Origin of the sequence: Kocuria sp. NBRC 114282, from assembly GCF_030268385.1 — a bacterium.
In the GTDB taxonomy this organism is placed as follows: Bacteria; Actinomycetota; Actinomycetes; order Actinomycetales; family Micrococcaceae; genus Kocuria; species Kocuria palustris.
In genome coordinates this window covers 16,291-37,965 of record NZ_BSQO01000007.1, presented here as the reverse complement: position 1 = coordinate 37,965, position 21,675 = coordinate 16,291, and the positions used below count along the sequence as shown (strand labels likewise).

Genomic DNA, 21,675 nt, shown 5'->3' with positions numbered 1-21,675 from the left:
TGAGCCAGGACGACTCCGTGTGGGCCTCGCCGTCGGTGGGCTCCGTCGAGGATGTGTACCGGCAGCTGCTGGCCCGTGCCCCGGAATCTGCCATGGAACCGCGGACGGAGGCGGTCGAGCAGGCCGTCGAGCTGCTGGGCGATCCGCACCGGGCCGCCCCGGTCATCCACATCACGGGCACGAACGGCAAGACCTCCACGGCGCGCATCATCGAGGCGCTGCTGCTGTCCCAGGATCTGCGGGTGGGCCGCTACACGTCGCCGCACCTGGAGTCGGTGACCGAGCGCATCTGCCTGGATGGCTCCCCGGTGACCGAGGAGACCTTCGTGCGGGTCTTCGCCGAGATCGCCCCACTGATCTCGGTCGTGGACTCCGGCCTGGAGGCCGAGGGCAAGCAGAGGCTGACGTACTTCGAGCTGCTGACCGTGCTGGGGTTCGCGATCTTCGCCGACGCCCCCGTGGACATCGTCGTGCTCGAGGTGGGGCTGGGCGGGCAGTGGGATGCCACCAACGTGGCCGATGCCGCCGTCTCGGTCATCACGCCGATCGACCTGGATCACACCGAGCTGCTGGGCGACACGGTGGAGGACATCGCCCACGAGAAGGCCGGGATCCTCAAGCCCGAGGGCTTCCTGATCTCGGCGGCCCAGGTCCCGGAGGTCGCCGACATCCTGCTCGAGCGCGCGCAGGAGCTCGGGATCCCGTTCCGCTTCGAGGGCGTCGAGTTCGGCGTCACCGAGCGCACCCCGGGCGTCGGCGGGCAGCAGCTGTCCATCCGCGGCCTGGCCTCCGAGTACGAGGAGCTGCTGCTGCCTCTGCTCGGGGCGCACCAGGGCCAGAACGCGGCGGTGGCAGTGGCCGCCGTCGAGGCCTTCGTGGGCGGAGGGGAGCGCGCCCTGGATCTCGAGGTCGTGCGCGACGCCTTCGCCGCCGTCACCTCGCCCGGGCGGCTCGAGCTGATGCAGCCGTCGCCGCCGGTGATCCTGGACGCAGCCCACAACCCGCACGGGGCCCGGGCCAGCGCCGAGGGGCTCGTGGAGTCCTTCCACCCCGAGCGGCTCTACGCCGTGGTGGGGGTGCTCGCCGAGAAGGACGTCGACGGCGTCCTGCGGGCCCTGCACGACGGCTACGACCACGCCCGGACCCAGTGGTGGTTCACCCGCTCGAGCTCGCCGCGGGCCGTGGACCCCGAGCAGCTCGCGGAGGCCGCGATCGCCCTGGGCTTCGACGAGGCCGCCGTGCGCACCTCGTCGAGCATCGGCGAGGCTATCGAGGAGGCCCTGTCGGCCGCACGCGCGGAATCGGCCTCGGATTCCGAGGGCAAGGGCGAGTCCGCCGTGCTGGTCACCGGCTCCATCACCGTCGTGGGCGAGGCCCGCGAGATCCTGGGGAGGTGAGCGCCGTGGCGCAGAAGCAGCGCAGGCTCAGCCGCAAGCAGCAGCAGTGGCGCCCGGGGCAGCGCAAGAAGCCGTCCTCGGTCATGGTCATGTTCGGGGCCACCACGCTGCTCATGGAGGCCTTCGTCGTGTTCTTCGGCGGACTGGCGGCCTTCGGGATCTGGGGTGCTGGACACACCGGGCGCGTGCCCGTGCTGATCGGGGCCGCCGTGCTGGGGATCGTCTTCGTGGTCGGCTCCGGCACCGTGAGCCGTCCGTGGGGCCCGGCCTTCGGCTGGATCCTGCAGCTCGTGATGCTGGCCACCGGATTCGTGTTCCCGCCCATGTTCCTGGTGGGCGTGCTGTTCGTGCTGTGCTGGTGGTACTCGCTGCGCACCGGCCGGCGCCTGGACCGCGAGAAGCGGCAGCGCTACGAGGCCGAGCTCGAGTGGGATCGGCGCCACGGGCTGGGCTGACAGGCTCCGCAGCGACGGCGAGGGCGGCGACCGCATCACGCGGTCGCCGCCCTCGCCGTCTCGTCCGGGGAGCGGGATTGGACGTCAGTACGCGCCGCGCGCCGTGACCACGGCACGGACCGTCTTCACGAGGATCAGCAGGTCCTGGACCATCGACCACTGCTCGACGTACAGCAGGTCCAGGCGCACCGAGTCCTCCCAGGAGAGGTTGGAGCGGCCGGAGACCTGCCACAGCCCGGTCAGTCCGGGGCGCACCAGCAGACGGCCCCGGGTGGGGGTGTCGTAGGCGGCGACCTCGCGCGGCAGCGGAGGGCGCGGGCCCACCAGGGACATCTCGCCGCGCAGGATGTTGAGCAGCTGGGGCAGCTCGTCCAGGCTCGTGCGCCGCAGGAAGGCCCCGACGCGCGTCATGCGCGGGTCGTGCTCGAGCTTGAACAGACCCTCGCGGCCGAGCTGCTCGCGCAGCATGAGCTCCCCCAGGCGCTCCTCGGCGTCGACCACCATGGTGCGCAGCTTGAGGATCTGGAAGGAGCGGCCGTCGCGGCCCACGCGCTCCTGGCGGAACAGGGCCGGGCCGGGGCTGTCCAGGCGGATCAGCAAGCACAGCACGAGCAGCAGGGGAGCCACCAGGATCAGGCCGATCGCCGAGACCACGACATCGAAGATCCGCTTGGCGGCCACCCGCCAGCCGCTGTTCTCCGGAGCCGGGATCTGGATCATCGGCATGCCCGCCAGGGGCTGGTGCACCGTGTGCGGGGAGGTGATCCCCAGCAGCGAGGGCGCCATGACCAGGGTGATCCCGGCCTGGTGCAGGCCCCAGGTCAGCTCGCGCAGGGTCTGGCTGGGCAGCGGATCCGCCCCGGCCAGGGCCACGGCCTCGGCGTCGGTGGCGCGGGCCATGCGGATGATGCCCGGCACGTCCTGCCGACCGCGCAGGGCGGGCAGGTCATCGTCCCGGGGCGCAGCGCCGTCCGGGATGACCAGCCCGACCGGGCGGTAGCCGGCCGAATGGGTCCTGCGCATGGTCTGCCCGACCACGTGGGTCGCCTCGGCTGAGCCGACCAGCAGGACGCGTCGAAGCCCATGGCCCTGGGCGCGAGCCGCGTCCAGCCGGCGGCGCACGAACCGGCGCCCGAGCAGGAGCAGCAGCACACCCAGGGGGAACAGCGCGATCACGTAGCCGCGGGCCAGCTGCAGGAAGGCCAGGTAGCTGAGCGTGGTGACCAGGAGGTAGACCGCCACCGAGCCGTTGACGACAGCGCGGTACTCCTCCGACCCGGTGCCCAGCAGACGGATGCTGCGGGAGTCGGCCAGACCCAGGACGGCCCACCAGAGGCCCACGATGATCAGCGAGATCGCCGCGTAGGAATGGCCGTCGGGGCTGCTGGCGCCGGGCTGCGGGCCGAAGCGCAGCAGATGGCTCAGCACAGCGGCCGCAGACAGCGCGAGAAGATCCATGAGCCGCACGGCGCCCACGAGTCGGCTGTGCCAGGGCAGTCCGGGGGAGCCCTCAGCACCGCGGGGGTCGAAAGGACCCTGCGGTGTCGCGGCAGCGACGCTGTGGTCTGCGGAAGACTGCTTCAATGGAGGAACCTGCGGATCGCGTGGGGGGAATCGCGAGGGGACGGCGGGGGTGCGTCCGGAGCCGGTGGTGGGGGGCCGGCGTCCATGCGAATGCATTCAGCCTACGGCGGTTGCCCCCATGCGTCGCCTCATCAGGCAAGATAGTGGATCGCTCTTCAGGGGACAAAGCCTGTCCGAGGGCTGATCGCATGCAGCGAAGCGGGAGGGAGCCGGATGATCCGCGTGCTGGCAGTGTGCACGGGCAACGTGTGCCGTTCGCCATATCTGCAGGTCGTGCTGGGCTCAGCCCTCGAGCAGGCGGCCCCCGGCGGGTTCGAGGTGACCAGCACCGGCACCGGGGCGCTTGCGGGGGCACCGGCGGATCCCGGCACCCGGGTCGAGCTCGAACGGCGCGGACTCAGCGCCCAGGGCATTCGGGCCCGTCAGATGGCGGCGGCCGAGCTGGAGGCCTCCGATCTGGTCCTGACCGCCGAGCGCTCCCATGTGGAGCAGGTGCTCGAGCTCTCGCCGCGCATGCTCAAGCGGACGTTCACCCTGCCGGAGTTCGCGGCCCTGCTCGAGCAGCTGTCGGCCTCCGGCCCCGTCGAGTCCCTGCGTCCCGGGGCGGCCCCGCGCCGCACCGAGCAGCGCTGGCGTCGGCTCCCCGAGGTGCTCTCGGCGCGGCGCGCCCGGCTCGGCGAGCCTGCCCCGGAGATCGCGGATCCGTACCGTCGCGGGCAGGAGGCATTCCGCTCGATGGCCGCCGAGATCGACGACTCCGTCCGGCGCATCGTCGGCTGGGAGCGCTCCATGCGTGCGGAGCCTGGTGGGGGCGGGTTCACGCAGCCGTGAGGGAGCGGGTCAGCTCGAGAGCTGGGAGTCCCCCGAGCTCTCGAGCGCGCCGAGCTCGAGGAGGTCCTCGATCGCCCGGTGCACGAGCATCTCGGCGTCCTGCGGGGCCCCGGGGAGTCCGAGCAGCTCGGCCACGAGCTCGTCCCTGCTGCGCCAGCCGAGGCAGTCGAACCACAGCTGCGGTCCGAGGCCGACCAGGCAGTGGAAGTGCTCATCGCGCAGCAGCAGGAGCGTGGGCGACAGCGGGTCCGTGAGCATCACGGCGTCGTCCACGGGGACGCTGCGCAGCATGCCCGGTTCTGGGGGCGCAGCGTCCTCGAGTCGCAGCTGCTCGTGGGGCACGGGCTCCCAGGGGGCTCGTGCCGGCTCCGCGGCCTCGCCCACCGCCTCCTCGCCCCCCAGCAGGCGCTCGGCGAGCCCGAGCAGCTCATGCTGCTCGGAGTACTCCAGGGCCCAGGCGCCGCCCAGGCGCTCGAGGGTGCGGATCAGCAGGACGAGACCCCGGTCCATCCGCGACAGCGACGAGGTCTGGGGCACCAGGTGCTCGAGCGCCTCGAGCAGGGGCATCCTGCGCAGCCGGGGAGCGGAGCCGTCCGGCTCGCGTCGGCGCAGCAGCACGCCCAGGATGTGAAGCCTCGAGGGCACGGGCTCGAGCAGGCCGAGCTCATCCGGGCCGACCTGGTCCTTGGGGCGGCGGCCGTGCGGGCGCAGCACGGACAGCGGCTTGGGGAACGGGGAGATGCTCAGGGTGCTCGGCTCGATCACCGAGGTCTCATCGCTCAGGTAGCCGAAGCTGCGCCCGAGGGTCCCGGTCGCAGTGGTCTTGCCGGTGCCGCTGGGGGCGGCCAGCACCAGGGCCCGGCCGGAGCGGTCGGAGACGGCGGCCGCGTGGAGCATCAGCGACGTGCCCCGGCCGGCGTCGATGACGAGCCGGGCCGCCAGCTGGGAGAGCTCCTCGTGGAACGCGCTCCACAGCAGGCTCGAGGTCTCATCCTGCGTCGTGGGGCAGCTCAGGACCGGCTCGTGCCGCTGCGCATCTGCCGGGAGCTCGCGGAACCGGCTCCAGGCTCGCCGGAGCTGTGCCAGCTGCCGGCTTCCGAGGCCGTCGACGCGCAGCGCGGCCCCGTCGCCCAGATCGAGCGCGATCCGGTGCCCGGATCCCGACGAGCCTGCTCCGGGGACCCGCTGCATCTCAGGCCTGATCCGCGGCCGGGGTCTCGGTCTGGTTGTAGTAGTACGCGTTCGAGTACTGGCCGTAGTCCTTGGCAGCCGCTCCCTTGCGCGGTGCGCGGTTCACGACGGCGCCCAGCAGGGGAGCACTCAGGCTGCGCAGCCGCTCGACGGCCTTCTGGAGGTCGTCGAGGTTCGTGCGCCCGGCCTGGGCCACGAGGATCACGCCGTCGGAGCTGCGGGCGAGCACGGCGGCATCGGTCACGGGCAGGACGGGCGGGGTGTCCAGCAGCACGATGTGATCGCGGCTGAGCTCCTGGATCAGCTGGCGCATGGTGTCCGAGCCCAGCAGCTCGGAGGGGTTCGGGGGAGTGCGCCCGGCCGTGAGCACGAAGAGGTTCTCGCTGTCCGGGCCGGGCTGCAGGACCTCGTCGAGGGTGGCCGCCCCGCGCAGGACGTCGGTGAGCCCCGCTCCGCCGGGAACGCCGAAGAAGTGGTGCTGGACCGGGCGGCGCAGATCGGCGTCGATCACGATCGTGGACTCGCCGGCGGCGGCCAGCGCGGCTGCCAGGTTGGCGGTCACGGCGGACTTGCCCTCGCCGGAGATCGACGACGACACCACGATCGAGCGCGGCGGGTTGTCCACATTGGAGAAGGCCAGGTTGGTGCGCAGCATCCGCAGGGCCTCGGCCGTGGCCCAGCCGCGGGCGTCCTTGCGGGAGGTGCTCAGCGGGATGAGCTGGCGGCTGCTGCTCAGGCGGGAGTCCACGGGGACGGCGCCCAGCAGCGGCAGGCCGGTGCGCTTCTCGACGCCTTCGGAGGAGCGGATCTTGCGGTCGAAGGCGTGACGCAGGAACAGGTAGAGCAGCGAGATCACGATGCCGGCGGCCAAGCCGATCAGGAGGTTCTTCTTCAGATCGGGAGACGACGGCGCCGACGGCGGGGTCGCGCTGGACAGCGGAACGATCTGGACCAGGTTGCCGTCCACGATCGCCTGCTGGACCGCGAGCTCCTGATCCGTCAGCTCCTCGGCGTCCTCACCGGTGGGCACCTCCTGGCCCTGGGCCATGGCCGCCTCGATGGACCCCGCGTGCTCGGACAGCGCCTCGGCGTAGGTGTCGGCGACGACCACGGCGTCCTCGGGGGTGCTCGCCCGTCCGGTCACGTTGATCTCGGTCGTGCCCGGGGGGACGTCGGCGGAGACGCCGGCCACCTCGATGCCGCCCAGATCCTCCTGGGCGAGCTTCGCCACCTCCGGAGAGCCCACGGCTGCTCCGTAGGTCGCGGCCTTGGAGCCGGCGAGGCTCTGTGCGGCCTCGTAGTTGGCCAGGCTGGTCGCTCCGCCGGCGATGACCATGGCCTTCGAGGTGGCCGAATAGGTCTTGGGCATCAGCGCTGTGACGATGCCTGCGATCACGAGGCACGCGAGGATGATGCCGAGGATCACCTTCCAGTTCCGGATGAGGGTCCCCAGGCCTGCGCGCAGCTGATCCGCGATGGAGGGGGTGGCGTCCAGGTCTGGTGCGATGAGCGGCTGTGTCACGGAAGGCCTTCTGTGCGTGGGACGGCGCCGTGGCGGGCGGTATGCCGCGCACGGCTGCTCACCCGCCTCGACACCGAGAAGTACATGCGAGACTATATGATGGCGGCCTGATCAGTCGCAATGAGCGGCGCCCGGCCGGGCGATTCCGAGGTGAGCGACACCATATTCTTCTAAGGGGCTGAATGCGCATCGAGTCTGCGGCGGAGGTGCCTGTGACATGGCGCGACGCTGTGACGATCGTCATCCCCTTTTACGGCGATCCTGCGGAGACGCTGAATCTCGTCAGTCGACTGCGCAATTCCCCTGCCCCTGAGGTCGCGGAGATCGTGATCTCCGACGACTGCTCTCCGTCCCCCTTTCCGGGGACGCTTCCTGAGCGGGCGTCTGCCGCAGGTGCGCAGGCGGTGAGCGTGCGCGTCGTGCGCCGGGAGCGCAATGGCGGGTTCGGGGCCGCGGTCAACACGGGCCTGGAGCAGGTGCGCACGCCGCTGGCCCTGGTGCTCAACTCCGATCTGGAGATCGAGGCGGAGCAGATCTCCGAGCTCGTGGCGCAGGCCGCGCCCTGGCAGCCGGTCGTGGCCACCGCCCAGGTTCTCGGACCGCAGGGGACCGCCCAGTACTCCGGGAGGCATTTCCCCACGATCGGCCACCAGACGATCGAGTGGCTGACGCCGCTGGCGCGCTGGCGCCATCACCGGGTGCTGCACGAGGCCGTCGGACATGACATGCGGGCGGTCGAGAGCACCGAGCCGATCGCCGTGGACTGGGTCATGGGAGCGGTCATGCTGCTTCCGGTCGCGGAGGTCCGTGCGCTCGGCGGCTTCGACGAGGGCTTCCACATGAACAGCGAGGAGGTCGACCTCCAGCTGCGGCTGCGAAGGATCGGCGTGGCCTCCGTGGTGATCCCGTCGGTGCAGGCCGTGCATGTGGGAGGAGGCTCCTCCGATCCCCAGCGGCGCCGTCAGTGGCTCGTGGACTCCCGTTTCCGCTATGCCGGCAAGTGGGACAGGCCCCGCGTGCTGGCCGCTTCCCTGACCATTGCCTCGACGGCGAACTTCGCCGTGAACTGCCTGCGCCGAGCAGCGGGCACACCCGTGCGACCCATCTCCACCCTGCGCAGCGAGCTGCGCCTGATCCGTGAGGGGATCCGATGCGCCTGATGTCCGCACTCGCCGAGCTGCCGCCTCGCCTGGCCTGGCAGCGCGGTCGGGTGGCCTCCGAGCTCGTCTACCGACGCGGCTTCCGCGCCTGGGGCGATGGCTCCGTCATGGTCTCGCCGCGCAAGATCCAGGGCAGCGAGCGGATCAGCGTCGGCAGCGGCTGCGCGATCTACCCCGGGGCGTGGCTGGGGACCGAGCCCGGAGGCGAGCTGGAGATCGGCGACGACGCGTACCTGGGCCATGACGTGCACCTGCACGGCATCACGCGCACCGTCCTGGGCTCGGGCTGCATGCTCGCCGACGGGGTGCTGGTGACCTCCGCCGGACACGATCTGCACCGCGGCGGGGCGGTGACGCGCGGCGGCCCCATCACGATCGGGGACCGGGTGTTCATCGGCAGCCGGGCCATGGTCATCGCCTCCGTGACGATCGGCGACGACGCGGTGATCGGAGCGGGTGCGGTGGTGACTCGAGATGTCCCGGCCGGGGCCGTCGTGGGCGGAGTCCCCGCACGGGTCCTGGGCGGGGTCGCGGAACCGGTGCGCGCGCAGGGAGGCAGCGCATGAGGACGCTGATCGTCGCGCCGCGCTTCCACGGCTACGGCGCCTCGGTGGCTCGTGCCATGCAGCGGCTCGGCCACGAGGCGATCCTGCACAGCTACGACCTCCCCACCTCCTTCGCCATGCGGGTGCGCAACAAGGCGGTGCATGACCTCCCCGCCGCCCTGGTCCCGTCCGAGTGGCGCCGCGAGCCGTCCCGCCGCGCGGTCGAGCGGCTGCAGGCCGTGCGGCCGGATCGCGTTCTGGTGATCAAGGGCGATCTGCTCGACGATCGCTGGTGGGATGCGGTGCTGCGCAGCGGCGCCTCCGTGCTGACGTGGCTCTACGACGAGGTCGCGCGCATGGACTACACGTGGGAGCGGCTCGAGTCCATGCCTGCGATCGCCTCCTATTCGCCGCACGACGTCGGTGTCCTGCGGGAGCGGGGGATCACCGCGCACCATCTGCCCAACGCCTTCGACTCGCTGCTGGGATTCACGCCTCGCCAGGAGCCCGCCGTCTCGTTCATCGGGGCGCGCTACGACCAGCGCGTCCGCCTGCTGGTCGAAGCCCACCGGCTGGGCGTGCCCGTGCGCGTCTACGGGAGGGACTGGTCGCGGCGCCCGGCGGACATCGCCGCCACGCGGATGCTGCCGGTGCCCGGGCTGCCCACGGGGCCGCAGCTGGACCGCTCCGATGGCTATGGCGTCATGGCCGGCAGCCTCGCCTCGATCAACACGCACGCCCGGCAGGACGGGTTCACCATGCGCACCTTCGAGATCCCGGGGACCGGGGGGATCCAGCTGATCGATCGTCGCGACGTCGGTGAGTTCTACGCACCGGATCGGGAGGTGCTGGTCTTCGACGACGCCCAGCAGCTCGCCGAGCAGGTCGAGCGCGTCCGTCGCGATCCTGCCTGGGCGAAGGACCTGCGCGAAAGGGGCCGTCAGCGCACCCTGGCGGAGCACACGTTCGTGCACCGAGCGCAGCGGATGGAGGCGCTGTGGGTCTGAGGCATCCGCAGGACCTGGAGCAGTGGCGGCGCTGGCAGCGGCCCTCGGCCGCGCGTCGGGCGGTGGCCGCCGTGCGTCGCAAGGGTGCCCCTGAGCAGCGTCCGCAGCTGAGGGTCCTCGCCACCGGGCAGCGCCCGCGCTTCCTGGTGGCCCTGGACAGCGCCAATCCCTCAAGCCGCGCCTCGGTGCTCGAGCCTGCGCAGCTGCTGGAGCGCGGATCCGTGGCCTGCGTGGGCTCGACGCTGACTCTGGAGCAGGCAGGGCTCAGCGAGCATGCCGAGCAGCTGCCTGGCTGGGATCCGCAGGACCCGCTGTGGGCGGGGATCGAGCGCGTCCTGAGCGTTGGTGCGGGTCTGCCCGCCGGCGATGCGGTCTGCGACTGGGCTGTGCAGCGCGGCATCGAGTCGGTGGTGGTCCAGCACGGCCTGCTGACCCCGTGGGCGCCGCCGCTTCCCGCCGGGGCCACGCTGCTGTCGTTCACCGAGCAGGACGGGGCCTTCTGGGCCAGCGGCCGCAGCGACGTGACCGTGCGCCCCGTGGGCTCCCAGGCCCTGTGGAGCGCAGCGGCCGGTGCTCCGGCGGAGTCTGCCGAGCACGGCGAGCTCGTGTTCCTGGGGCAGATGCACGGCCGCGAGCTGCCCCGCAGGCAGATCGTGGGCCAGACCCTGGGGTTCCTGCGCAGGGAGCCGCAGACCGTCTACCGGCCGCATCCCTCGGAGAAGGACATCCTGAGCCGCGCGGTCCACGCCGGCATGCGCCGACGCGGCGTGCGCTTCCAGGACGCGTCCGTGCCGCTGGCGAGTGCGGAGGCGGACGTGGTCTCCGTGTTCTCCACCGGTGTGCTGGAGGCGGCTCAGCGCGGTCGCCGCGCGTGGGTCCACCACGACGACCCGCCGCCCTGGCTGGTCGAGTTCTGGGACCGCTACGGCCTGGCGCGCTGGGGCCAGGAGCCCACGCGGCCCGTGCGCTGGGCCGAGACCGAGCCGGCCCGCGCCGTGGCCGACTATCTGCGAGGAGGGACTCCATGACCATCCTGTGCGTGATCCCCGTGCGGGGAGGCTCCAAGGGAGTCCCCGGGAAGAACATCCGCGAGCTGGCGGGCCGCCCGCTGGTCGCCTGGACGATCCGCGCGGCGCTGGCCGCGCAGGAGGACCTGCGCGTGGTGGTCTCGACCGATGCGCCGCAGATCGCGGCGATCGTCCGTGAGCACGGCGCAGAGGTCCCCTTCCTGCGCCCGGATGAGCTGGCCCGCGACGAGACCCCCACCGAGCCGGTGATCCTCCATGCCCTGGCGGATCACCGCCGGAGACATGGGGAGCCCGAGGCCGTCATGCTGCTGCAGGCCACGAGCCCCCTGCGCCTCCCCGGCACCCTGGATCGAGCCGTGCGGCAGCTGCGGGAGCAGGGCGCCGACTCGCTGGTGGGAGCCGTGCCCGAGACGCCCTTCCTGTGGCGGCAGCCGGAGACCCCCGGCCAGGCTCCGAGTGCCGACTACGACGTCGAGCACCGGCTGCGCCGCCAGGACATGGCCCCGGCCGATCTGCGCTACCGCGAGAACGGCTCGCTCTACGTGACGCGTCCGTGGGTCTACGACGAGCACCACAACCGATTGGGCGGCCGGATCAGCCTCTTCGAGCTCGACCCCCTCGAGGGCGTGGACATCGATACCGAGCTCGACTTCCAGCTGGCCGAGCTGCAGGTCAGGGCCCACCGCGCCCGACTGGCAGACTGAGGGGCTCATCTCCCGCCCCATCCGCACCCCCCCCCCGAACCAAGGACCCCCCCGTGATCATCGAACGCCGCCTCACCCCGTACCTCGTCTTCCACGACGAGTCCGTCGTGGTCGCCCTGCGCAAGATGACGGGCAATGCGGAGCGGATCGTGTTCGTCGTCGACGGGACCGGGCAGCTGCTGGGCTCGCTGACCGACGGGGACTTCCGACGCTGGATCGTGGCCCACCCGGAGGCAGATCTGGAGGTCGCCGTCCAGCAGGTGGCCAATCCGCATCCGGCCACGGTCGGCCCGGAGGCCACCGAGGAGCAGATGCGCGCGGCGCTGCCCGCCGGCGCCAGCCACCTGCCGGTGCTGGATGAGCGCGGGCGGATCACGGCGATCGCGATCGACCGCCCGGCCGAGCTGCGCATCGGCGACCGGCGCATCGACGAGTCGAGCCCGGCCTATGTCATCGCCGAGATCGGCAACAACCATCAGGGCTCGGTCGAACAGGCCCGCCGCCTCGTCGATCTCGCCGCCGAGGCCGGCGCCGACGCCGTGAAGTTCCAGCTGCGCGACATGGACACTCTGTACCGGCAGTCCGGATCGACGTCGGCGGGGGAGGACCTGGGCGCGCAGTACACCCTGGATCTGCTGGCCAAGTACTCCCTGCCTGCCGAGCAGCTCTTCCGGGCCTTCGACCATGCCCGGGAGCATGGCATCCAGGTCCTGTGTACCCCGTGGGACGAGGCCAGCGTGACGGCTCTGGCGGACTACGGGCTCCCGGCGCTGAAGATCGCCTCGGCCGATCTCACGAACCACGGCCTGCTGCGCGCCGCCGGATCGCACGGGCTGCCGCTGATCCTTTCGACCGGCATGAGCCGGGAGGCCGAGATCCGCGAGTCCGCCGCTGTGGTGCGCTCGCTCGGGGTGCCCTTCGCGATGCTGCACTGCCAGTCGACGTACCCGGCGCCGTACAAGGACGTGAACCTGGCGTACATGGACCGCCTGGCCGAGATCACGGCAGTGCCGGTGGGCTACTCCGGGCACGAGCGCGGCTGGCACGTTCCCCTGGCAGCCGTGGCGCGCGGAGCCAAGATCATCGAGAAGCACTTCACCACGGACCGCGAGCTCGAGGGCTCGGATCACCGGGTATCTCTGCTGCCCGATGAGTTCCGGCAGATGATGAGCCAGATCCGAGATATCGAGCAGGCCATGGGCACAGCACGGGAGCGCACCGTCTCCACCGGCGAGGCCATGAACCGCACCAACCTGGCCAAGTCGCTCGTGGCCGCCGGACCCATCTGCGCCGGCCAGCGGCTGGGACAGGGGGACATCGAGGTCCGCAGTCCGGGCCGCGGCCTGCAGCCGGACCGGCTGAGCCAGCTCGTGGGCCGCACCGCGCACCGCGACATGGGCGCAGGCGACTTCTTCTTCGAGGGCGACCTGCTCGATGCCCCGGCCCGCGGACGCGACTACTCCTTCCGCCGCCCCTGGGGGCTTCCGGTGCGCTATCACGACGCGCTGTCGCTGCTCGAGTCCACGCACCCCGACTTCCTCGAGTTCCACTTCTCCTACAAGGACCTGGAGATCGACATCGATCAGGCGCTGCCGCAGCGACTGCCGATGGGCTTCACCACGCACCTGCCGGACCTGTTCGCCGGCGACTTCCTGGTGGATCTGTCCTCGCACGATCCCGAGCACTGGGAGCGCTCGATCGCCGAGGTCCAGCGAACGATCGATGTCACCCGTGCCCTGCGCGCCAGGTTCACCCAGGACCAGGACCCGATCATGGTGGTCACCATGGGCGGGTTCACCTCCGACGGGCACCTGTCCGCCGAGCGGCGAGCGGACAAGTACCAGCGCATCGCCGATGCGCTGAAGCGGCTGGACTCCTCGGGCGTGCGGATCGCCGCCCAGACGCTGCCGCCCTTCCCATGGCTGATGGGCGGACAGCAGTTCCACAACCTCTTCCTGGACCCGCAGGACACCGCGGACTTCGCCCGCAGCACGGGCACGGATCTGTGCCTGGACATCTCCCACACGCGTCTGGCGGCGACCTTCCTGGGGATCTCGTTCGCGGAGGCCGTCGAGACCCTGGCTCCGCTGAGCTCGCACCTGCACCTGGTCGACGGCACCGGCGTGGACGGCGAGGGCGTGCAGGTCGGCGAGGGCGATGTGGATTGGCCGGTGCTCGCCGAGCAGCTCGACCGGCTGGCTCCCGGCGTGAGCTTCATCCCCGAGATCTGGCAGGGCCACGTGGACGGCGGCGCCGGATTCTGGACCGCCCTGGAGCGCCTGGAGCCGCTGCTGTGAGCGCGCTTCCCAGCACCTCGCCCGATCCCCTCGTGCTGTGGGTCGTGCCCGTCGCCGATCTCGGCGGCGTGGCCCGGCATGTCCTGGACGCCCTGGGCCACGGTCTGCCGGGTCTGCGCGCCGTGCTGCTGTGCCCCGAAGGCCCGCTGGCCGAGCGAGCTCGTGAGACGGGCATCGCCGTGCTGACCGACGAGCTGGGACCGCAGGCCGGGCTGCAGCGCTCGGTGCGCAGCCTGCGCAGGGCGATCCGGAGGCTGCGTCCGCGCGCCGTGCACACGCACCTGGCCTATGCCGATCTCATGGGCGCCGTCGCGCTGGCGGCTGAGCGCAGCATCGCGCTGATCAGCACCGAGCACGGCATCGCCCCGGATCAGGCCCTGTACCAGTCGAGCCGGGTCCGGGCCTCGGCGGTGCGGGCGGCGCATCGGGCACGGCTGCGCCGGAGCGATCATCTGATCGCGGTCTCGGAGTCCACGCGCGCCGTCGTGCGCGAGATCTGGGATCCGAGCTGCCCGATCTCGGTGGTGCGCAACGGCGTGGACGTCGTGCGCGTCCGCCAGGCCGTCGGGCAGGCTCCCCGACAGAGGCTGGGGGAGGGCGTCCGCCTGCTCACCCTGTCCCGGCTGGCTCCCGAGAAGAACGTCAGTGCGCTGCTGCGCGCCATGCCGGCCGTGCTGGCGCGGGATCCGCAGGCCACCCTGACCGTGGCCGGCGACGGCCCGCTGCGCGAGACGCTGCAGCGGCTGTCGGCCACCCTGGGACTGGGTGAGGCGGTGCGCTTCGCCGGGCGCGTCGAGCCCTGGCCCGCGATGGCCGAGCACGATGTTCTGATCCAGCTCTCGGCCTGGGAGAATCTGAGCTACAGCCTGCTCGACGCCGCCGCCGCGGGCATGCCCGCCGTGGCCACCGATGTGGGCGGCAACGCGGAGATCCTGCCCGCGGAATCGCTGCTGGACCGGGCGGGAGCCGACGAGCTCGTCCACGCTCTCGAGCGCCTCGCGCAGAGTCCTGCGGTGGCGCAGACCCCGTCGGATGTGGAGCAGATGACGCAGGAGATCGCACATGTCGTGAAGGGAGCCCTGCGATGAGCACAGAGCCGATGCGCCGCACCCGCCGCGGCCCGCAGGAGTCCTCTGCGGCGCGGCGGAGCAGATCCGCAGGGGAAGCACCGTGGAGCAGCGCTCCGGCCCCAGCAGCGGTTCAGGCCCCTCCGGCGCCGCTGGCCTGGGGCTCGCCTGCCGAATACCTCCGGATGGCCATGGGGCGCTCCCCGATCGTCTTCCTGCTGGGCGCGCTGCTGTTCGTCGAGTCCCCCATGCCGGGGATCGCCATGAACCTGCCTGTCAGCGAGACCGTCATGGGCGTGCTGCTCGCAGGATCCCTGCTGCGCTCGGGGCGGCTGAGGGCCGCCGCTGTGCCCGTGGTCATGGTGCTGCTGGCGGCCGCCTACGTCTGGCTGCTGGCCGTCTCGATCACCTCCGACGTCGAATGGACTCGGCGCATGGTCCGCATCGGCATGCTCTTCGGCTTCGCCCTCATGCTGGCGACGGGGCGCGTTCCGCTGCGCCCGCTCATCTTCGGCATGGGTGTGGGACTGGTGATCAACGCCGTGCTCTTCTTCGCCGGTCTGGCTCCCGACAACTATCAGGGGGCGCTGTCGGGATACATCCTGGACAAGAACGTAGCCGGCTTCGTCTACGCGGTCGTGCCGCTCCTGGTGGTCGCCTTCATCCGCCACCCATGGGCGCGTGTGCTGGTCCTGCTGCTGGGGCTGGTGCTCGTATTCGAGACCGGCTCCCGCACGGGGCTGGCCGCGATGATCCTCGGCACAGCATGGATGGCTCTGGGCGGGCGAGGGGGTCCGGTGCTGCGCGCAGCGCTGCTGACGGCGTTCTACTTCGTCTTCATCTGGGCCGAGGAGAACCTCGCCTCGCTCGACGTGTTCGGCGACCGGACCGGCACCGACTGGTTCCGAGGCCGGATCGACGACGCAGCCTGGGCGAAGACCCAGCAGGCCATGCCGTGGGGCGAGGGAGCGGGCCAGGCGTTCGTGCTGCTGCCCCCGGAGCAGCAGCCGTTCTTCTTCCACAACTCCTACTGGGCGCTGATCGTGGAGGGCGGGCTGCCCCTGCTGGTGCTCATGCTGGCCGTGCTCGCGATCGGCGGCCTCGGCCTCGGAGCAGCCGGACGCAGGACCTGGGCGACCACGGCAGCACAGGCCTCCGTCCTCGTGATCCTTCTCGTCTCCTTCCGGCTCGGCGAGGTCTTCCTGACCGTCTATTCGATGGTCGCGCTGGGCGGGGCGATGGCCCTGTGGGAGCTGGAGCGGCGGCGGATGGCTCAGGAGAGGGCCCATGCCCGCAGCACCGGGGCAGCAGCCCCGTGAGCGCATCGAAGACGGCCATTCGACTCGTGGCCAATCAGGGCCGTGTCTCCGGCGGAGAGGTCATGCTGCTGCGTCTGGCGAGGCAGCTGCGTGAGCTCGGCCGGGAGGTCACGGTCGTGGCACCACGCTCGCCGTCGGAGACCGCCGAGCTGCTGGAGGATGCGGGATTCGCAGTGGAACGCCTTCCCGGTCGGTCGCGGCGCGCGTACATGCTGAGCCTGCGTCGGTGGCATCCCCGCTCGACGGTCGATGTGACGTGGTGCAACGGGCTTCTGCCCGCGGTCGCCCTGTCCGGGCGCGCCCGGCGGGTGCTGCACCTCCACCAGCTGCCTGCCGGGCCGCTGCAGGCGGTCCTGTCCAGGATCGCGCGTCTGGGAGCGGTGGCCACGGTGGTCCCCTCCGAGTGGATGTCCGAGCGTCTCCCGGGATCCACGCCGCTGCCGAACTGGGTCGAGGCTGCGCCGCAGGAAGCAGAGCCGCAGGGCTCGTCCCCGCGAGCCGAGGCCCCCCTGCGCGTCGGATTCCTCGGCCGATTGAGCCCGGACAAGGGCATCCTCGATCTGCTCCGGGCCGGCGAGCTGCTCGAGCAGGGTCGACCGGGCGGCATCGAGCTGCTGATCGCGGGGGACCGTCGCTTCGTGCCCTCGGCCCAGGCGGAGCAGATCCAGCGGCGCCTCGACGCTGCGGGCGAGCGTGTCCGGCTGCTGGGCTGGATCCCCAAGGAGGAGCTCTTCCAGCGGATCGACCTGCTGGCCGTGCCCTCCGACTGGTCGGAGGTCTTCGGCCTTGCCGCCGCCGAGGCCATGGCGGCCCGAGTGCCCGTGATCGTCTCCGATGCCGGTGCGCTGCCCGAGGTCGTGGGGAGGGACCACCCGCTCATCGCGCGAGCGGGGGACCCGGAGTCCCTCGCTGCGGCGATCCGGCGTGCCGAGCAGCTCGACGCAGAGGAGCTGGTCGGGACCCAGCACCAGCGCTGGGTCCAGCACTGGTCCCCGGAGGCCGGGCGGCGACGACTGCAGCGCTTCCTGATGGAGAGGGGAATCTGATGGACGCATCGACGACGAATCAGGGGACGCGGCCGGAGCTCAGCGTCGTGGTCCCGTCGCGCGGAGGAGCCCGCCGCCTTCCCCGCCTGCTCTCGGCGCTGGCCGAGCAGCAGAGCGCGCCGGACTTCGAGATCTGCGTGGTGCTCGACGGCGACGTCGACGGCTCGGAGGCGGTCCTGCGCGAGTGCGCCGATCGCTGGCCCGTCCTCGACCTGCACTGGGTGGTGTTCGCGCAGAACAGGGGCAGGTCGGCTGCCTTGAATGCCGGAGCGGAGGCGACGACAGGGCCGATCCTGATCCGTGCTGATGACGACCTGGAGCCGGGACCGCACTACATCCGGGATCACGCGGCCGCCCATGCGGCCGGGGACTGCGGGGTGATCGGCATGCAGCGCCACGTCCTGCCTCGAACGGCATATCAGCGCGTCTACGGAGATCGCGCGGACCTGCGCCATGCGGCCGAGGCCTACGCCCTGCCGCCCGAGAAGGTCTGGCGGCACTGGGCAGGCAGCGTGTCGGTCCCGCGGCACCTGCATGAGCGGATCGGCGGCTACAGCGAGGCCTATCGCCGCTACGGATGGGAGGATGTGGACTACGGATACCGTCTGCATCAGCTCGGTGTGCCGATCCGCTTCGCCCGGGAGCTGGAGACGAGGCACCACGCCGCGGCGACCACGACCCTCCTGAAGGCCCGGCGAGCCCTGCACTCCGGGGCCTCGCGGCAGATCTTCATCGCCCGGCACGGAGCCGAGGCGCTGGAGGGCGACCGTCCGCCGCGGGGGATATGGGGGGCGGCGGTGCGCCTGGTCGCCTCGGTCACCACCGAGCGGTCGCTGAGCGTGACGGCCCGGGCACTGGACCGAAGCATCGGGCGTCTGCCCCGGTGGCTGGCCATCAAGCTGATCGCGCTGCAGGTGGAGGCCGCCGCGGAGGCCGGTCGGCGACATCCCGCTCGCGCGACCGCTTCCTTCTGACATGATGACTATGCATCTGAAACAATCAAGCAGCGGACATCCCCCGGTCCGCTGTTCCCCCCCCGCCTCGCAGAGAGCCCCTGATGAGCCACTCGTTCGCCGATGAGACGCGCCGGCCCCCGCTGGCGATCGCTCACGACTACCTCACGCAGCGCGGCGGCGCCGAGCGCGTGGTGCTCGCCCTGCATCGCCTCTACCCGGAGGCGCCCATCTACACGCTGTTCTACGAGCCCGAGGCCACGTTCCCCGAATTCCGCGACGCCACCATCATCACCTCGCCCCTGAACTCGATCGGCGCGCTGCGTCGGGATCCGCGCAAGGCGCTGCCGCTGCTGCCGTGGGCGTGCTCGCGGATGCTCGTCGATGCCGATCAGGCGATCGTCTCGAGCTCGGGCTGGGCGCACGGCTTCCGCTTCACGGGCGAGACCGCCGTCTACTGCCACACCCCGGCGCGCTGGGTCCACCTGCTGCAGGACTACGTGGGAGGGCCCTGGTGGAGCTCTCCCAAGGGCGTGCTGGCACGGGCCATGCACCCGGTGCTCGAGCCCTGGGACCAGCGGGCGCAGGCCCGTCACGACGTCTACGTGGGCAATTCCACGGAGGTCCAGCACCGCATCTCCCGCGTCTACGACCGCGACGATGTGCAGCTGATCTTCCCCCCGCACTCCGTGCAGACGGAGGCCGTGCCTCTGGAGCCGATCGAGGGGGCCCAGCGGCTCGTGGCGCAGGGGGGCTTCCTGCTCTCCGTGGCACGGCTGCTGCCGTACAAGAACGTCGACGCCGTGATCCGAGCCACCGAGCAGCTGGATCTGCCGCTGCTGGTGGTCGGGCGCGGCCCGGAGGAGCAGCGGCTGCGGGCGCTGGCGGGGGACCGCGTGGTCTTCGCCCAGGACATCTCGGACGCGCAGCTGCGCTGGGCCTACGCCCATGCCTCGGCCCTGGTGGCGGCCAGCTTCGAGGACTTCGGCATCACGCCGCTGGAGGCCAGCGCATGGGGCCTTCCCACGGTGGCGCTGCGCGGAGGCGGCTATCTGGACACCATCCGGGAGGGCCTCAACGGGACCTTCGTGGAGCAGCCGTCTCCTGAGGCGCTGGCCGCCGGGATCCGCAGGGCGCTGGCGCGCGACTGGAACCTGAAGGCCATGCGCGATCACGCCGCGAAGTTCTCCGAGCGCCGGTTCATGGCCAGCATCCAGAGGCTGCTCGAGGCCGAGGAGTCCGTGGTCTGCCCGCTGCCGGAGCGCGGGGCATCCGCTGCTCGGCACCGGCATTCCTCCGTGGCCTGACCACGAGCGGTCCGTCGCCTGCTCCGGACGGAGCCGGTGCGACGGGGGCGCAGGGCATCAGTCCTGGCGCATGCCTTCCCTCGACGCCGGGATCAGCACACCGTCCGCGCCCAGAGCCTCGAGGAACCGCTCGATGTCCGGTTGGATGTCCTGCGGGTCCAGCGGTGCGCCCGCCGTCAGATCCTCGGCGATCCGTGCGGCCGTGACGCCTTCGTCCGCCGACGTCGAGGGGTGCGCCAGCCGTTCCAGCAGCGCGATCCAGATCAGGGCCGAGGACTGCTCGAGGATCCTGGGGATCTCGGCCTCGAGGTCCAGGAGATAGACCGTCGGCGCGTCTTCTGCCGTCTCCTCGTGAGGCTCGGACAGCCAGACGACGGTCGGCGCCGGTCGCCAGGACATCGGATGTGCGCGGGGAATCATCGGCGCAGACCCCTCTTCACCGCGCCGACGGCGGCCCCGAGCCGGTCGCGGTAGTCCGCCAGGTAATCCGTCAGGCGCGGCTCCCTCTCGAGCTGCATGCGCAGATGACCGCGATTCGGCACCAGCGTGCCCAGGGTGATGCTCGCCCGCTCTCGGAAGCCCTCCGCGGCGTGGATCCGGGCGCGCAGCAGGACGTCCCGTTCGGCGCCATCGCGCAGTGCGCGCCACAGCGCGACCTCCGCCTGCGCGGCGGGTGCGCTCTCGCCGGTGGCGACCACCCAGGGCGCTGCTGCCCGCAGCTCCAGCGCGCGGGCTCGGACCTCGGCCCATTCCTGGGGCGAGAGGCTCGAGCGGAGGTGGGCCGTGTCCGGCTGCCCCCTCGAGGTGTCGCGGGCGGCGTGGATGACGATCAGAGCCAGGTGGTCCAAGCGCCCCGGCACCGTGCAGGGCTGTCCGCCCATATCCGCTGTGGAGCGCTGGCTCCAGAGCCGCTCGAAGACGGCCTGGGGCGTGGGGCCGGTGCCCGGGATCAGCTGGTGGATGTCCGCGTAGCCCAGATGGCTGTGCCACAGGGAGGCCGCGTGCTGGAAGATCGACCCGTCCCGGTAGCTCGTGACCAGGTCCCAGCCGCGGGCCTGCAGGACCTGGATGGCTCGGGCGGCCTGGTCCGGGGGCACCAGGACGTCGGCGTCCGTGGAGGCTCGACCGGACACATAGGTGCCCTCCGGGGCGGTGTGCCCCTTGTGGTGCAGGGCTCGGATCCCCGCCTGTGCGAACAGGTGGGCGATCATCGCGTGGGCGAAGCGGACGCGGACCTCCATGGGGAGGGCGGAGCCGACGGCGGGCTCGGTCACCGGGCTCGCTCCGCTGCGTCGGGAGCGGAGGCGTCCTGGTGCTCGAGCAGGCCGAGCAGATAGCTGCCGTAGCCGCTCTTCACCAGGGGCTCGGCGCGCTCGCGCAGCGCGTCGTCGCTGAGCAGGCCCTGTCGCCAGGCGATCTCCTCGGGAGCCCCGACCTTGAGGCCCTGGCGGTTCTCCACGGTGCGGATGAAGTTGGAGGCGTCGTTGAGGTCCGAGAACGTGCCGGTGTCCAGCCAGGCGGTGCCGCGCGGCAGGATGTCGACGCTGAGGCGGCCCTGCTCCATGAAGATCCTGTTGACGTCGGTGATCTCGAGTTCCCCGCGGGCCGAGGGCCTGAGCGACTCGGCGATCGCGAGGACGTCGTTGTCGTAGAAGTACAGCCCGGGCACGGCGTAGGGGCTGCGGGGGAGGGGCGGCTTCTCCTCGAGGGAGACGGCGTGGCCGGCGTCGTCGAACTCGACCACGCCGTAGGCCGCGGGGTCGCTGACCCGATATCCGAAGATCGAGGCCCCCCGGACCTCCTGATGGCGACGCAGCTGCGTGCCCATGCCGGGGCCGTAGAAGATGTTGTCGCCCAGGATGAGTGCCACGGAGTCCTCGCCGATGTGCTCGCGCCCCAGCAGGAACGCCTGGGCCAGGCCGTCGGGGGAGGGCTGGACCTGGTAGCTCAGCCGGATGCCGAATCGGGAGCCGTCGCCGAGCAGGCGCTGGAAGGCCTCGGCATCCTGCGGTGTGGTGATGATGAGGATGTCCTGGATGCCCGCCAGCATCAGGGTGGACAGCGGGTAGTAGATCATCGGCTTGTCGTAGACGGGCATGAGCTGCTTGGAGATCCCGAGGGTGATGGGATGCAGCCGTGAGCCGGTCCCGCCGGCGAGGATGATGCCCTTCATGGGGACTATCCTAGGGCGAGACATGCATCCCATGCGATCGCATCGTTCTGGCTCCTGCAGCCGCATCCCCAACCCCCTTTCGGAGAAGC

General features: G+C 71.5%; 20 protein-coding genes. 14 read left to right on the top strand and 6 right to left on the bottom strand.

All coding sequences use genetic code 11. The features are described from left to right. Positions 1-35 precede the first annotated feature (35 nt). Together QSJ40_RS10930 and QSJ40_RS10925 are read left to right on the top strand one after the other, a co-directional pair. Positions 36-1,397, top strand: a complete 1,362-nt coding sequence (locus QSJ40_RS10930; protein ID WP_285730983.1) for a bifunctional folylpolyglutamate synthase/dihydrofolate synthase — start codon at positions 36-38, stop codon at positions 1,395-1,397. A 5-nt stretch (positions 1,398-1,402) separates the two neighbouring features. Next, positions 1,403-1,852 carry a DUF4233 domain-containing protein gene (locus tag QSJ40_RS10925; RefSeq protein ID WP_006214627.1) on the top strand — a complete coding sequence of 150 codons (450 nt, stop codon included), beginning with the start codon at positions 1,403-1,405 and terminating at the stop codon, positions 1,850-1,852. A gap of 84 nt (positions 1,853-1,936) precedes the next feature. Here the strand turns inward: QSJ40_RS10925 and QSJ40_RS10920 are convergent, their stop codons facing one another. Next, positions 1,937-3,436, bottom strand: a complete 1,500-nt coding sequence (locus QSJ40_RS10920; RefSeq protein WP_204783108.1) for a sugar transferase — start codon at positions 3,434-3,436, stop codon at positions 1,937-1,939. 213 nt (positions 3,437-3,649) lie between these two features. Here QSJ40_RS10920 and QSJ40_RS10915 point away from each other — a divergent pair, with 213 nt between their 5' ends. Next, a complete protein-coding gene (locus QSJ40_RS10915) occupies positions 3,650-4,267 on the top strand; it encodes an arsenate reductase/protein-tyrosine-phosphatase family protein (RefSeq protein ID WP_285730905.1) in 618 nt (205 codons plus the stop codon). A 9-nt stretch (positions 4,268-4,276) separates the two neighbouring features. Here QSJ40_RS10915 and QSJ40_RS10910 read toward each other — a convergent pair whose 3' ends face one another. Both QSJ40_RS10910 and QSJ40_RS10905 read right to left on the bottom strand, forming a co-directional pair. Continuing rightward, positions 4,277-5,458, bottom strand: a complete 1,182-nt coding sequence (locus QSJ40_RS10910; protein WP_024290639.1) for a hypothetical protein — start codon at positions 5,456-5,458, stop codon at positions 4,277-4,279. A gap of 1 nt (position 5,459) precedes the next feature. Then, complete coding sequence (locus QSJ40_RS10905) at positions 5,460-6,980, bottom strand: tyrosine-protein kinase domain-containing protein (protein WP_024290638.1); 1,521 nt, start codon at positions 6,978-6,980, stop codon at positions 5,460-5,462. Between the two features lie 182 nt (positions 6,981-7,162). Here QSJ40_RS10905 and QSJ40_RS10900 point away from each other — a divergent pair, with 182 nt between their 5' ends. The 11 genes from QSJ40_RS10900 (at position 7,163) to QSJ40_RS10850 (ending at position 19,413) form a co-directional block, all read left to right on the top strand. Next, the gene (locus tag QSJ40_RS10900; protein ID WP_051452716.1) at positions 7,163-8,140 is read left to right on the top strand and encodes a glycosyltransferase family 2 protein; all 978 of its coding nucleotides are present in this window, start codon (positions 7,163-7,165) and stop codon (positions 8,138-8,140) included. Further along, positions 8,140-8,706 carry an acyltransferase gene (locus QSJ40_RS10895; RefSeq protein WP_285730901.1) on the top strand — a complete coding sequence of 189 codons (567 nt, stop codon included), beginning with the start codon at positions 8,140-8,142 and terminating at the stop codon, positions 8,704-8,706. Before QSJ40_RS10900 ends, QSJ40_RS10895 begins: the two co-directional genes overlap by 1 nt. Continuing rightward, the gene (locus tag QSJ40_RS10890) at positions 8,703-9,692 is read left to right on the top strand and encodes a CgeB family protein (protein ID WP_024290635.1); all 990 of its coding nucleotides are present in this window, start codon (positions 8,703-8,705) and stop codon (positions 9,690-9,692) included. Before QSJ40_RS10895 ends, QSJ40_RS10890 begins: the two co-directional genes overlap by 4 nt. After that, positions 9,683-10,720: an RNA-binding protein gene (locus tag QSJ40_RS10885; RefSeq protein WP_285730898.1), complete on the top strand. Its 1,038-nt coding sequence runs from the start codon at positions 9,683-9,685 to the stop codon at positions 10,718-10,720. The genes QSJ40_RS10890 and QSJ40_RS10885 overlap by 10 nt, the downstream gene beginning before the upstream one ends. Further along, positions 10,717-11,424, top strand: coding sequence for an acylneuraminate cytidylyltransferase family protein (locus tag QSJ40_RS10880; RefSeq protein ID WP_024290633.1), 708 nt, complete (start codon positions 10,717-10,719; stop codon positions 11,422-11,424). The genes QSJ40_RS10885 and QSJ40_RS10880 overlap by 4 nt, the downstream gene beginning before the upstream one ends. Before the next feature lie 53 nt (positions 11,425-11,477). Then, entirely contained in the window at positions 11,478-13,721 is a 2,244-nt protein-coding gene (locus tag QSJ40_RS10875) for an N-acetylneuraminate synthase family protein (protein WP_024290632.1), read from the top strand. Continuing rightward, positions 13,718-14,809 carry a glycosyltransferase gene (locus tag QSJ40_RS10870; protein ID WP_024290631.1) on the top strand — a complete coding sequence of 364 codons (1,092 nt, stop codon included), beginning with the start codon at positions 13,718-13,720 and terminating at the stop codon, positions 14,807-14,809. The genes QSJ40_RS10875 and QSJ40_RS10870 overlap by 4 nt, the downstream gene beginning before the upstream one ends. A 170-nt stretch (positions 14,810-14,979) precedes the next feature. Beyond that, complete coding sequence (locus QSJ40_RS10865; RefSeq protein ID WP_024290630.1) at positions 14,980-16,107, top strand: hypothetical protein; 1,128 nt, start codon at positions 14,980-14,982, stop codon at positions 16,105-16,107. Then, entirely contained in the window at positions 16,104-17,153 is a 1,050-nt protein-coding gene (locus QSJ40_RS10860; RefSeq protein WP_285730892.1) for a glycosyltransferase family 4 protein, read from the top strand. The genes QSJ40_RS10865 and QSJ40_RS10860 overlap by 4 nt, the downstream gene beginning before the upstream one ends. Continuing rightward, on the top strand, positions 17,153-18,127 hold the full coding sequence (locus tag QSJ40_RS10855) for a glycosyltransferase family 2 protein (protein WP_204783118.1): 975 nt from the start codon (positions 17,153-17,155) through the stop codon (positions 18,125-18,127). Before QSJ40_RS10860 ends, QSJ40_RS10855 begins: the two co-directional genes overlap by 1 nt. Positions 18,128-18,210: 83 nt before the next feature. After that, positions 18,211-19,413 carry a glycosyltransferase gene (locus tag QSJ40_RS10850; protein WP_024290627.1) on the top strand — a complete coding sequence of 401 codons (1,203 nt, stop codon included), beginning with the start codon at positions 18,211-18,213 and terminating at the stop codon, positions 19,411-19,413. Between the two features lie 57 nt (positions 19,414-19,470). Here QSJ40_RS10850 and QSJ40_RS10845 read toward each other — a convergent pair whose 3' ends face one another. The 3 genes from QSJ40_RS10845 to rfbA are packed head-to-tail and all read right to left on the bottom strand — an operon-like array spanning position 19,471 to position 21,586. Beyond that, the gene (locus tag QSJ40_RS10845) at positions 19,471-19,812 is read right to left on the bottom strand and encodes a hypothetical protein (RefSeq protein WP_268143008.1); all 342 of its coding nucleotides are present in this window, start codon (positions 19,810-19,812) and stop codon (positions 19,471-19,473) included. Between the two features lie 17 nt (positions 19,813-19,829). After that, positions 19,830-20,687 carry a nucleotidyltransferase family protein gene (locus QSJ40_RS10840; protein ID WP_024290625.1) on the bottom strand — a complete coding sequence of 286 codons (858 nt, stop codon included), beginning with the start codon at positions 20,685-20,687 and terminating at the stop codon, positions 19,830-19,832. Further along, the gene (gene rfbA, locus QSJ40_RS10835) at positions 20,684-21,586 is read right to left on the bottom strand and encodes a glucose-1-phosphate thymidylyltransferase RfbA (protein ID WP_285730888.1); all 903 of its coding nucleotides are present in this window, start codon (positions 21,584-21,586) and stop codon (positions 20,684-20,686) included. Before rfbA ends, QSJ40_RS10840 begins: the two co-directional genes overlap by 4 nt. Positions 21,587-21,675 lie beyond the last annotated feature (89 nt).

Bases quoted from the DNA above. Each gene is read 5' to 3' on its own strand.
- QSJ40_RS10845 (WP_268143008.1), bottom strand. From the start codon at position 19,812: ATGTCCTGGCGACCGGCGCCGACCGTCGTCTGGCTGTCCGAGCCTCAC.
- QSJ40_RS10895 (WP_285730901.1), top strand. From the start codon at position 8,140: ATGTCCGCACTCGCCGAGCTGCCGCCTCGCCTGGCCTGGCAGCGCGGT.
- QSJ40_RS10910 (WP_024290639.1), bottom strand. From the start codon at position 5,458: ATGCAGCGGGTCCCCGGAGCAGGCTCGTCGGGATCCGGGCACCGGATC.
- QSJ40_RS10865 (WP_024290630.1), top strand. From the start codon at position 14,980: ATGGGGCGCTCCCCGATCGTCTTCCTGCTGGGCGCGCTGCTGTTCGTC.
- QSJ40_RS10915 (WP_285730905.1), top strand. From the start codon at position 3,650: ATGATCCGCGTGCTGGCAGTGTGCACGGGCAACGTGTGCCGTTCGCCA.
- QSJ40_RS10855 (WP_204783118.1), top strand. From the start codon at position 17,153: ATGGACGCATCGACGACGAATCAGGGGACGCGGCCGGAGCTCAGCGTC.
- rfbA (WP_285730888.1), bottom strand. From the start codon at position 21,586: ATGAAGGGCATCATCCTCGCCGGCGGGACCGGCTCACGGCTGCATCCC.
- QSJ40_RS10880 (WP_024290633.1), top strand. From the start codon at position 10,717: ATGACCATCCTGTGCGTGATCCCCGTGCGGGGAGGCTCCAAGGGAGTC.
- QSJ40_RS10900 (WP_051452716.1), top strand. From the start codon at position 7,163: ATGCGCATCGAGTCTGCGGCGGAGGTGCCTGTGACATGGCGCGACGCT.
- QSJ40_RS10890 (WP_024290635.1), top strand. From the start codon at position 8,703: ATGAGGACGCTGATCGTCGCGCCGCGCTTCCACGGCTACGGCGCCTCG.
- QSJ40_RS10850 (WP_024290627.1), top strand. From the start codon at position 18,211: ATGAGCCACTCGTTCGCCGATGAGACGCGCCGGCCCCCGCTGGCGATC.